A 10,415-nucleotide genomic window follows, 5' to 3' on the forward strand; every position below is an offset into this window, starting at 1 on the left:
GTCGGGAGCGGGGCGGGCGGGTTCCGTCGTGGCCAGTGCCTCGAAGGACTGCGATCCCGATGGCGGAGCCTCGTCCCCGACGACGAGCACGGACGGCCCGCCCGCGCCCGGCGCGAGCCGCAGCACCTGCTCCAGATGGGCCGGGTCGGTGACCACCGCGGCGGCGGCGCTGTCGCGGAGCAGATGGTCGAGCTCGGGGTCGCTCGCCCGCGGGTTGAGCGGCACGGCGACCGCGCCGGCGCGGACGGCGGCGAGGCAGCTCTCCATCACCTCGACGCAGTCGTCCAGGTAGACGGCGACGCGGTCGCCGCGCCGCAGCCCCCGTCCGGCGCCGGGCCCGGCGGGCGTGACGAGATGACCGGCGAGCCTGCCGGTGCGGCGTTCGAGGTCGGCGTACGTGACGCCGCGCCGGACGTCGCGGAAGGCGACCTTCTCGCCGATCCGACGGGCGTGCCCGCGCAGCAGCTCGGGCAAAGGCCGGATGATGTCGCTCTGCTGCATTTCCGCGCCCCCGCCTATGCGCTGGTCTTCGCGACGGGCGCGTGGACGCCGAAACAGAAGCGCAAATACGTCCGGTCTATGAGCGGCGGCGGGGAGAGCCCGGGAGTGCGCTTTCTCAATGCCGAGTCGTCGAAATGGCGGCGGTGGTGGAGATAGGGCAGGAATCCGGCTATCCGGCGGTAGAAGATGCGCTCGACGGCCGTCGGTTCACCCGGCATCGCCGGCGTGATGCGGATCCGCACCGGGCACACGTCCTCCAGCGCCGCCGCGATCGTCCGGATGGGCACGTCGACGGGATGCACGACATGGACGGTCGAAACGCCCGCAGTTCCGTCGCCGGAGGCGATGCACGCCATCGCGTCCGCCGCCCAATCGACGGGCAGGAGGTTCAGCCGGGCACGGGGATCGCCGCCGAGCCTCAGCACCGTCCGGCCGCCCTTTCCCGGCAGCCGGCTCGCCCCCCGGTAAAAGGTGCTCAGCGTGTGGGAGGGGAGTTCCGGGACAGACCGCGGACCGGGCGGGACTAGCACGCCGGGCCGGAATATCAGCGCCCGCCTGCCGAGCCGCCCCGCCCAGTCACGGACCAGATTCTCCGCCTCATGCTTCGACCGCTCGTACGTGTTCTCGAACCCGTCTCCCGAGCCGTTTCCGTTCACGGGAATGTCGTCCTCGCTGATGTGGCCCTGCCGGGTTCCCGCGACGAACGCCGTGCTGATGTGGCGGAACGGCGTCTCCCTCGGGGCGAGGCTCGCCAGCCGCAGGACGTTCTGGGTGCCGAGGACGTTCGTCCGCCAGACGTGCTCGTCCCGGCCGTGGAGCTCGACGGCCGCCGCGACGTGCCACACCTCGCCGGCGATCCGGGCGAGCCTGCGGTGTTCGAGCCGCGGCAGGCCGAGCAGGGGCTGCGCGATGTCGACCGGGACCACGGTCAGCAGCTCGCCGAGCGGCGCGGGGAGCCGCCCGATGTCACCGGTCGCGTCGAGGAAGCGCTCGATCCGCTCCCGTCCCGGCGCGCCGCCCGCATGGGCCAGGACGGTGACGTGCCGTCCCCGGACGAGTCGTTCCCTGACCAGGTGCAGGCCCAGGAAGCCGGCACCGCCCGTCATCACGCATGTCATCGAAGGCGTCCCATCCTCTGGTGATCTTCCGGAGACCCGTCCGGAACGTGGGCGAACGATGGCGTTAAGCAACGCTAATTTACTATCTGTATTGTTATGACTACCATGCGTGACATGATAACCGGGCGATGATTTGGCGCAAGGCGCGGTGAAAGGGCCGAGACGGCCGGAGGGACGCCACACCGCCACCACCGGTTCACACTCGTCACCGCATTCGCGGCAGCCGTGATAGCCGCGCTTGGCGGTGGGCGGGTGTCGGCGGGCTGGTCAGCGTTGGTTTCGCGACCCGTAAAAGAAGGACTGGCGAGGGGCGCGGCCCGGGAGGACCGACCGCGCCGCGCTCCCGCCGCCGTTGCGGTCGTGTATCGCCGCGACGACATGAATATGGACCCGTGGGCCTCCGCCCGGCCGACCGGCCTGACCCGGCCTAACCGGAGGCCGGGTCAAGCCGGGTCTGTTTCAGGCGCTCTAGGCGCTCAGGCGACGATGAGCAACGGGTTCTGCAGAAGGGCGGCGAGGCGGTCCAGGAACTTGGCGGCCGTCGCGCCGTCGGTGGCGCGGTGGTCGACCGACAGCGTCAGGGCCAGGCGCTTGCCCGGCACGACCTGGCCGTCGCGGACGACCGGCTCGTCCCGGACCGCGCCCACCGCGAGGATCGCCGCCTCCGGCGGGTTGATCACCGCGGCGAACGAGTCGACGCCGAACATGCCGAGGTTGCTGACGCTGAACGTCCCGCCGCTCATCTCCTGCGGCTTCAGCTTCCCGTCGCGGGCCTTGCCGGCCAGTTCGCGGGTCTCCCGGCCGATCTCCGACACGCCCTTGCGGTCGGCGTCCTTGATGACGGGGACGAGCAGGCCGTCCTCGACCGCCACGGCGATGCCGACGTGGACGCGCTTGTGGAAGAGCAGGTTCTCCTCGGTGTAGGAGACGTTCACGGCCGGGTGCTCGCGCAGCGCGGTCGCGGACGCCTTCACGATCAGGTCGTTCACGCTGACCTTGGCCGGGGCGAGCGCCTCGTTGAGCCGGGCGCGGAAGGCCAGCAGCGGCTCGGCGTCCACCTCGCGGTTGAGGTAGAAGTGCGGCGCCTCGCGCTTGCTCTCGGTCAGCCGCCGGGCCGCCACCTTGCGGAAGCGGTTCAGCGGGACGGCCTCGACGTCCGGATCCTCGACGGCCCGCGCCGCGGCGGAGGAGGCCGCGGGCGCCGGCGCAGCGGCCGGGGCGGCGGCGGGGGCGCCGGAGCGGATGGCGGACTCGATGTCGGCGCGGACGATGCGTCCACCCGGGCCGGAGCCGTTCAGCGTCGTGAGGTCGATGCCGTGATCGCGCGCCAGCCGCCGCGCCAGCGGCGACGACGGCGGACGAGACCCGTTGCCCGAGCTCGGAACGGCAGCGACCGGAGCCGGAGCCGCCGGCGCCTCGGCGACCGGCTCCGGTTCCGGGGCGGACTTCGGTTCCGGGGCGGACGCCGGTTCCGGCGCGGCGGCGGGGGCGGGGCTCGTGCCGGCGGCCGTGGCGAGCACGGCGATCGGGGCGCCGATCGCGGCGGTCTCGCCCTCGGCGACCAGGATCTTCTCCAGGACGCCCGCCTCGTACGCCTCGTACTCCATGACCGCCTTGTCGGTCTCGATGTCGACGATCACGTCGCCGACCGCGACCTCGTCGCCCGGCTGCTTCTGCCAGGAGCTGATGACGCCCTCCTCCATCGTGTCGGAGAGGCGCGGCATGAGGATGTCGGTCATCGCGTCGGCTCCAGCGATTCAAGCGACCGCAGCGGAGCGCCAGCGGAGTGAGGATCGCTTGGATCGCGCTGCGGGGGTCTGGGGGTCGCCCCCCAGTCGGACATGGGACGGCCGGTCGCGCGGAGCGTGTCGCGGACGGCGGTGAGCAGCGAGTCGGCGGACGGCAGCGCCGCCGTCTCCAGGGACTTGGCGTAGGGGAGGGGCACCTCGGCCATCGCGACGCGCCGGACGGGGGCGTCCAGCCAGTCGAACGCGCCCTCCTGGATCGTCGCGGCGATCTCGGCGCCGATGCCGTAGGTGAGCCAGTCGTCCTCGGCGACCACGGCGCAGCCCGTCTTGCGGACGGAGTCCACGATGGTCTGCCGGTCGAGGGGGCGCAGGCTGCGCAGGTCGACGACCTCGGCGGAGATCCCGTCGGCGGCGAGCGTCTCGGCGACCTCGGCGGCGACCCGCGCCATCCGCGAGTACCCGATGATCGTGATGTCGGTGCCGGGACGGGTCACGCCCGCGCGCCCGATCTCGGCGGGCTCGATGTCCTCGACCGGGGCGGGCAGCTCGCCCTTGGTGTTGTAGAGGGCGAGGTTCTCCAGGAACAGCACCGGGTCGTCGTCGCGGATCGCGGCCTTCAGCATCGCGGACGCCTCCGCCGGCGTGCTCGGCGCGACGACCTTCAGGCCCGGGATGAACGAGTAGAACAGCTCGACGTTCTGCGAGTGCGTCGCGCCGAGCTGCTGCCCGCCGCCGCCCGGGGTGCGGATCACCATCGGGACGCTGGCCTGCCCGCCGAACATGCCGTAGATCTTCGCGGCGTGGTTGACGATCTGGTCCAGCGCCAGCAGCGAGAAGTTGATCGTCATGATCTCCACGACGGGGCGCAGGCCGAGCATCGCGGCGCCGATGGCGGCGCCGACGAAGCCCTCCTCGGCGATCGGGGTGTCCCGGACGCGGCGCGGCCCGAACTCCTTCAGCAGCCCCTCGGTGATCTTGTAGGAGCCCTCGAAGAGCCCGATCTCCTCGCCCATCAGGAAGACGTTCTCGTCCCGGAGCATCTCGGCGCGGAGCGTGTCCCGGAGGGCCTGGCGGTAGGTCACGGTTGCCATGGGGTGCCTCTCAGGAGCTGAATACCGGGTCGGCGGGCAGGCGGCGCAGCTCGCCCGGGACGGGGGTGGCGTAGGTGTAGTCGAACAGCGTCGACACCTCGGGGGCGGGGCTCTCGTCGGCGAACGCGGCGGCGGCGTCCACCTCGGCCATGACCTCGGCGTCGAGCTTGTCGCGGTCGTCGTGGGACAGCACACCCGCCTCCTCCAGTTCCAGTGCCATCCGGGCCAGCGGGTCGGCGGCCTTGAGGGCCTCCTTCTCCTCCTTGGACCGGTAGCGGGCCGGGTCGACGACCGAGTGGCCCTTCAGCCGCGGGCTCGTGGTCTCCAGCAGGTACGGCTTGCTCTCCGACCTGGCGCGTTCCACGGCGAGGCGCGCGGCGTCCCGGACGGCGACCACGTCGGTGCCGTCCACCCGGGCGCTCTCCATCCGGTACGCGGCGCCGCGCCGGTACAGCTCGGGCTCGGCGGAGGAGTTCTCCACGGTCGTGCCCATGCCGAGACCGTTGTTGATCACGACGAAGACGACGGGCAGGTCCCAGAGGCCGGCGATGTTCAGCGACTCGTGGAACGCGCCGATCGCGGCCGTCCCGTCGCCCATGTGGCACATGACGACCTCGTCGCCGCCCTTGTAGGAGACGGCGAGCGCCGCGCCCGCGGCGAGCGGGACCTGGCCGCCGACGATGCCGTACCCGCCTAGCAGCCGGGCGTCGGCGTCGAACAGGTGCATCGACCCGCCCCAGCCCTTCGACACGCCCGTCGACCGCCCGTACAACTCGGCCATGACCCGGTCCGCGCCGATGCCCTTGGCGAGGGCGTATCCGTGCTCGCGGTAGTTGGTGAACAGGTAGTCGGACGGGCGCAGCGCGGCCATCAGCCCGACGACCGTGGCCTCCTCGCCGAGGTTCAGATGGCAGTACCCGCCGATCTTGGCCTCGGTGTAGGCGCGGGCGGCCCGCTCCTCGAACCGCCTGATCAGCAGCATCTGCCGGTAGTAGCCGACGAGCGTCTCGGCGTCGGGGGACGTCGGCGGCGGCACGGCGGTGCTCGCCCGGGGGGTCTTGGTGCCGCGCGTTCTCCGGGTGCGGGCCGGAGCGGCCTTCGCGGTCTCAGCCATCGGCGATCTTCCTCTGTCCGGGGCAACGCCGTAGGATCGCCACGACGCTCACCGATCATCATTGATCTATGATCGATCATATTGTATCCGTCAAGAGTCACTTACCGACGCTCCGTCTAACATGTGATGTCGTGAACGCGCCGATCCCCGCACCGCTGCTCCGCACCGGACTCGCCGACCAGATTCGCGAGTTCATCGTGGACGGCATCAGCTCCGGACGCTGGCAGCCCGGCGAACGCGTCGTCGAGCGCCGCATCGCCGCCGAACTCGGCGTCAGCCAGGGTCCCGTCCGCGAGGCGCTCCGCCAGCTTGAGGCGCAGCGGCTGATCGAGTCGCTGCCGAACCGCGGCGCCCGCGTCCGCGACTTCACCGAGCGGGACCTCGCCGAGATCTTCCCCGTCCGCGCCGGCCTGGAGCGGACGGCCGTGGAGCTGGCCCTGCCGAGCCTCTCCGGCTGCCTGGACGCGCTGGAGGAGCACAACCGGCGGCTCGGCGAGGCCGCGCGGGACGGCGACCTCGCCGAGCAGATGCGCCTGAGCATCGCCTTCCACCGCGCGATCGTGGAGTCGGCCGGGAACCGGCTGCTGGTGTCGGTCTGGGAGGGCCTCGGCATCGAGCTGTGGACGACGCTGTCCCTCCGCCTGCACCACACGGAGATCTACTCCAAGTCGGCCGAGCACGCGGAGCTGATCGAGGCGTTCCGCCGCCGCGACCCGCGGGCGCCGCAGCTCCTCCACGACCACGTCATGAACTACGCGCCGTAGCCCCGGGCCTTTGGGATCGCTCCTTGTCCCGGTACGCCTTCGTGAGCTGCGCCTCCGCGTCGTCCAGGTAGGAGCGGAGCTCCGCTTCGGCCTTCACGAAGTCACCCTGCGCCATCAGGTCGTAGAGGCGGCGATTGCGGGCAAGGTACGGCTCATGGAACTCGCGCGGCGAGCCCATCTCGTGGAAGACGAGACGCATCTCGACGAGCAGATGCCCGATCATCTCGTCCACCCGCGGGCTGCCCATCAGGGCGGCGAGGGCCTTGTGGAACTTGATGTCGGCGGTGCCGACGTCCGCCCAGTTCCCCGCCGCGGCGGCGTGCTCGCCCTCCAGCACGGCGGCCTCGACCCGGGCGAGCGCGGCGGCGCCGGCGTCGCGCGCGCTGCGGACGCCCTCGCACTCCAGGATGCGCCGGACGCGGTACAGGTCGGCCAGCGCGCCGGCGGGCACGCGGCTCACGAAGACGCCGCGGTTGAACTCGTGGACGAGCAGCCGTTCCTTGACGAGCATCTGGAACGCCTCGCGCATCGTGTTGCGCGACACCCCCATGACGGCGGCGAGCTTGTCGTCGGACAGCCGCGTCCCGGGGACGAGCCGCCCGTCGGCGATCTTCTCGCGGAACACGTCCGCGACCCGGGTCGCGGTGCTCGACCGGTCCATGCCGTGCCGCGCCGCCGCGATCTCGTCGAGCCACGGCTCCTGCACGGTCATCGGGATCCTTCCCTTGGGCACGGCGGAGCGCCACCGCCGCGGTACGCGGGTGAAACGCCAGCGTATCCCAAGGAGCGCGAAATATCTCAACAAGGGGATTGCTGGATTGTTGAACAATCTCTACGCTGGCGGAAAGGCGCATCCCTGGAAGGGCCAGCCCCATGACGGATCGGACCCTGGACAAACCCCCGGCACCATCCGCACCCTCCCGCCGCGGCGCGCTCCTCGGCGCCATGTTCCTGATGGCCACCAGCGCCATCGGCCCCGGCTTCATCACCCAGACCACCGTGTTCACCGCCAAGCTCGGCGCCGCGTTCGCGTTCGCGATCCTGGTGTCCGTGCTGGTGGACATCGCGATCCAGCTCAACGTGTGGCGCATCGTCGGCGTGTCCGGCATGCGCGCCCAGGAGCTCGGCAACCGCGTCCTGCCAGGCGCCGGCTACGCACTCGCCGCGCTGGACGTCTTCGGCGGCCTCGTCTTCAACATCGGCAACATCGCCGGCACCGCCCTCGGCCTGAACGCGCTGCTCGGCCTGGACGTCAAGGTCGGCGGCGGGATCTCCGCGCTGGTCGCCATCGCGATCTTCCTCAGCCGCCGCGCCGGCGTCGCGATGGACCGCATCGTGGTCCTCCTCGGCGCCGTGATGATCCTGCTGACGCTGTACGTGGCGTTCGTGTCCGACCCGCCCCTCGGCGACGCGCTGAAGCAGAGCGTCGCGCCCGAGACCGTCGACTTCCTCGTCATCACCACCCTGATCGGCGGGACGGTCGGCGGCTACATCACCTACGCGGGCGCGCACCGCATGATCGAGTCCGGGCTGACCGGGGCGGAGCACGTCCGGCAGATCAACCGCAGCGCCGTCACCGGCATCCTCGTCACCGCCCTCATGCGGGTGCTGCTGTTCCTCGCCGTCCTCGGCGTCGTCGCGGGCGGTGTGACGCTCGCGAAGGAGAACCCGCCGTCCTCGGCGTTCGAGCACGCGGCGGGCGAGGCCGGGGTGCGCCTGTTCGGCCTGATCATGTGGTCGGCCGCGATCACGTCGGTGATCGGCGCGTCCTACACCTCGGTGTCGTTCCTCGTCTCGTTCTCGTCCTTCGTGGAGCGGCACCGCAACCGCCTCGTCGTGGCGTTCATCCTCGTGTCCGCGGTCATCTACCTCGTCATCGGCACGACCCCGGCCAAGCTGCTCGTCCTCGCGGGCGCGCTGAACGGGATGATCCTGCCGTTCGGGCTCGGCGTGCTCATGTGGGCGGCCGCCCGCCGCCGCGACCTTCTCGGCGGTTACCGGTACCCCCGCTGGATGCTCGTCCTCGGCGGCGTCGCCTGGGTGATGTCCCTGTACCTGAGCTGGGATCTGCTCACCGAGCTCGACCAATTGTGGAGGTGAGGACGAAATTCCAGATTTATCTCAGCGAGCGGGAACCATGGGACCGGGGCCGGCGTTCAACCAGACAAGGCCGCTGGCGACAGTCAGGATTGGGGCCGTCCGGGTCATGCGGCGCTCGGCGTGGGGGTGTCGGGCGTCGCAGACCCGGACTCATTTCACCCCGCCGACCGCGCGGCCCTCATCGAATCCCTCCTTCCGATCTTCCGCATCGGTCTCGCCCTTCCACGGGTCCCGCTCCTTGCCCGACCGTTCCACGGTTCCGAAGGAGAGACCATGACCGGACCCCTCGACCCGGGGGCGCTGTCGCCGGAGCAGGCCAGGGCCCTGTTCCGCGAGGGCCTCCGCGTCCCCACCGCCGGCTGGTGCGCGGGCTGGACGCAGGCGAACCTGATCTCCGTGCCCCGCGAGCAGGCCTACGACCTGCTGCTGTTCGCCCAGCGCAACCCCAAGCCGTGCCCCGTCCTGGACGTCACCGAACCCGGCGGGACGTCCGCGTCCGTATTCGCCGGCGACCTGCGCACCGACCTGCCCGGCTACATCGTCTACGAGCACGGCGAACCCGTCGCCGAAGTGCCCGAGGTGACCGGGTACTGGCGGGACGACATGGTCTCGTTCCTCATCGGCTGCAGCTTCACGTTCGAGGACGCGCTCCGCGAGGCGGGCGTCCCCGTCCGGCACATCGAGCAGGACCGGAACGTCCCCATGTACCGGACGAACCGGATGTGCCGCCGCGCCGGCGAGTTCGGCGGGCCGCTCGTCGTCTCGATGCGTCCCGTGCCCGCCGCGCAGGTGGCCGACGCCGTCCGGGTCACGGCCCGGTACCCGTCCGTGCACGGCGCGCCCGTCCACGTCGGCGATCCCGTCGAGCTCGGCATCGACGACCTCGGCCGCCCCGACTTCGGCGACCCCGTCGAGATCCGGGTGGACGAGATCCCCGTGTTCTGGGCGTGCGGCGTGACCCCGCAGGCGGCCGTGACGGCGTCCCGGCCGAAGCTCGCCATCGGGCACGCGCCCGGCCACATGGCGATCACCGACGCCCGCGACACCCGGTACCTGGTGCCCTGAGCACGGCATTAGGCTTCCCCCATGCCCGAGATCGTCGCCCCGGGCGACCGCCTCGGGGACCGCTACCGCCTGGACAGGCCCCTCGGCGCCGGCGGGATGGCGACCGTCTGGCGCGCGGACGACCTCGTCCTCGACCGTCCCGTCGCGGTGAAGGTGCCCAAGGAGGGCTGGCCCGAGAAGTTCACGCGGCGGCTCCGCCAGGAGGCGAAGGCCGCCGCGGGCCTCACCCACCCGAGCATCACCGGCGTCTACGACTACGGCGAGCACAGCCACATTCCTTATGTGGTCATGGAACTGCTGGACGGCGAGAGCCTGTCGGCGCGGCTGTCCCGGGGGCCGCTGCCCTGGCGGGAGGCCGCCGGGATCTGCGCGCGCGTCGCCGACGCCCTGGCCGCCGCCCACGCCGCCGGGATCGTCCACCGCGACGTCAAGCCGGCGAACATCTTCCTCACGCCGGTCGGCGTGAAGGTCCTGGACTTCGGCATCGCCTTCACCGGACCGTCCTCCAGCCCCCACCCGCCGCCATTCAACGGACGCGCTCCGCTCGGCGTATCGTTCGCGTCCGGCGGCCCCGTCCTGGGCACCCCCGCCTACGTCGCCCCCGAGCTGCTGTCGGGCTCGGCGCCCACTCCGGCCGCGGACGTCTTCTCGCTGGGCGTCGTCCTGCACGAGTCGGTGACCGGCCTGCCCGTGTCCACCGCCGCCCTGCCGAGGGGCGTCCCGGACGAGGTCGCCGCCCTCTGCCGCCGCTGCCTCAGTGAAGACCCCGGTTCCCGCCCGGCCGCCGCCGAGACGGCCCGCCTCCTCGCCGGCGCGTCCGGCGTTCAGCTCGCCCGGTTCGCGCCGCCGCACGCGCCGGCCGGCGACGCGCCGCCCGAGCCGCCGCCGGAGGCGACCTCGATCCTGGACGCCCC

General features: G+C 71.8%; 9 protein-coding genes and 1 pseudogene. 4 read left to right on the plus strand and 6 right to left on the minus strand.

All coding sequences use genetic code 11. The features are described 5' to 3' along the window. The 5 genes and pseudogenes from E1287_RS39390 to pdhA form a co-directional block, all read right to left on the minus strand. A partial coding sequence (locus E1287_RS39390) for a class I adenylate-forming enzyme family protein (RefSeq protein WP_131970595.1) occupies positions 1–501 on the minus strand: 501 nt, incomplete at its 3' end. Between the two features lie 14 nt (positions 502–515). Then, positions 516–1,607: an SDR family oxidoreductase gene (locus tag E1287_RS39395; protein ID WP_165969422.1), complete on the minus strand. Its 1,092-nt coding sequence runs from the start codon at positions 1,605–1,607 to the stop codon at positions 516–518. Between the two features lie 488 nt (positions 1,608–2,095). Continuing rightward, on the minus strand, positions 2,096–3,358 hold the full coding sequence (locus tag E1287_RS39400) for a dihydrolipoamide acetyltransferase family protein (RefSeq protein WP_131970598.1): 1,263 nt from the start codon (positions 3,356–3,358) through the stop codon (positions 2,096–2,098). Positions 3,359–3,465: 107 nt separating this feature from the next. After that, a pseudogene (locus tag E1287_RS39405) lies at positions 3,466–4,458 on the minus strand (alpha-ketoacid dehydrogenase subunit beta); the annotation flags it as partial. Between the two features lie 10 nt (positions 4,459–4,468). Beyond that, positions 4,469–5,572 carry a pyruvate dehydrogenase (acetyl-transferring) E1 component subunit alpha gene (pdhA, locus tag E1287_RS39410; RefSeq protein ID WP_131970602.1) on the minus strand — a complete coding sequence of 368 codons (1,104 nt, stop codon included), beginning with the start codon at positions 5,570–5,572 and terminating at the stop codon, positions 4,469–4,471. Positions 5,573–5,703: 131 nt separating this feature from the next. Between pdhA and E1287_RS39415 the strand changes: the two genes are divergently transcribed. Continuing rightward, entirely contained in the window at positions 5,704–6,336 is a 633-nt protein-coding gene (locus E1287_RS39415) for a GntR family transcriptional regulator (RefSeq protein WP_243719747.1), read from the plus strand. Here E1287_RS39415 and E1287_RS39420 read toward each other — a convergent pair. Continuing rightward, positions 6,317–7,048 (minus strand): GntR family transcriptional regulator, encoded by a 732-nt coding sequence (locus E1287_RS39420; RefSeq protein ID WP_131970606.1) that lies wholly within the window; start codon positions 7,046–7,048, stop codon positions 6,317–6,319. The genes E1287_RS39415 and E1287_RS39420 overlap by 20 nt on opposite strands. 161 nt (positions 7,049–7,209) lie before the next feature. On the opposite strand from E1287_RS39420, the gene E1287_RS39425 reads away from it, so the two are divergent. The 3 genes from E1287_RS39425 to E1287_RS39435 form a co-directional block, all read left to right on the plus strand. Further along, a complete protein-coding gene (locus E1287_RS39425) occupies positions 7,210–8,436 on the plus strand; it encodes an NRAMP family divalent metal transporter (RefSeq protein ID WP_131970608.1) in 1,227 nt (408 codons plus the stop codon). 273 nt (positions 8,437–8,709) lie between these two features. Beyond that, positions 8,710–9,501, plus strand: coding sequence for a putative hydro-lyase (locus E1287_RS39430; protein ID WP_131970610.1), 792 nt, complete (start codon positions 8,710–8,712; stop codon positions 9,499–9,501). Positions 9,502–9,522: 21 nt separating this feature from the next. Continuing rightward, positions 9,523–10,415 (plus strand): serine/threonine-protein kinase (locus E1287_RS39435; protein WP_131970612.1); only part of this gene is annotated, 893 nt, incomplete at its 3' end.

The sequence above is a fragment of the Actinomadura sp. KC06 genome (assembly GCF_004348735.1).
Taxonomy (GTDB): domain Bacteria; phylum Actinomycetota; class Actinomycetes; order Streptosporangiales; family Streptosporangiaceae; genus Spirillospora.

Bases quoted from the DNA above. Each gene is read 5' to 3' on its own strand.
- E1287_RS39430 (WP_131970610.1), top strand. From the start codon at position 8,710: ATGACCGGACCCCTCGACCCGGGGGCGCTGTCGCCGGAGCAGGCCAGG.
- E1287_RS39420 (WP_131970606.1), bottom strand. From the start codon at position 7,048: ATGACCGTGCAGGAGCCGTGGCTCGACGAGATCGCGGCGGCGCGGCAC.
- E1287_RS39400 (WP_131970598.1), bottom strand. From the start codon at position 3,358: ATGACCGACATCCTCATGCCGCGCCTCTCCGACACGATGGAGGAGGGC.
- E1287_RS39395 (WP_165969422.1), bottom strand. From the start codon at position 1,607: ATGACGGGCGGTGCCGGCTTCCTGGGCCTGCACCTGGTCAGGGAACGA.
- E1287_RS39425 (WP_131970608.1), top strand. From the start codon at position 7,210: ATGACGGATCGGACCCTGGACAAACCCCCGGCACCATCCGCACCCTCC.
- pdhA (WP_131970602.1), bottom strand. From the start codon at position 5,572: ATGGCTGAGACCGCGAAGGCCGCTCCGGCCCGCACCCGGAGAACGCGC.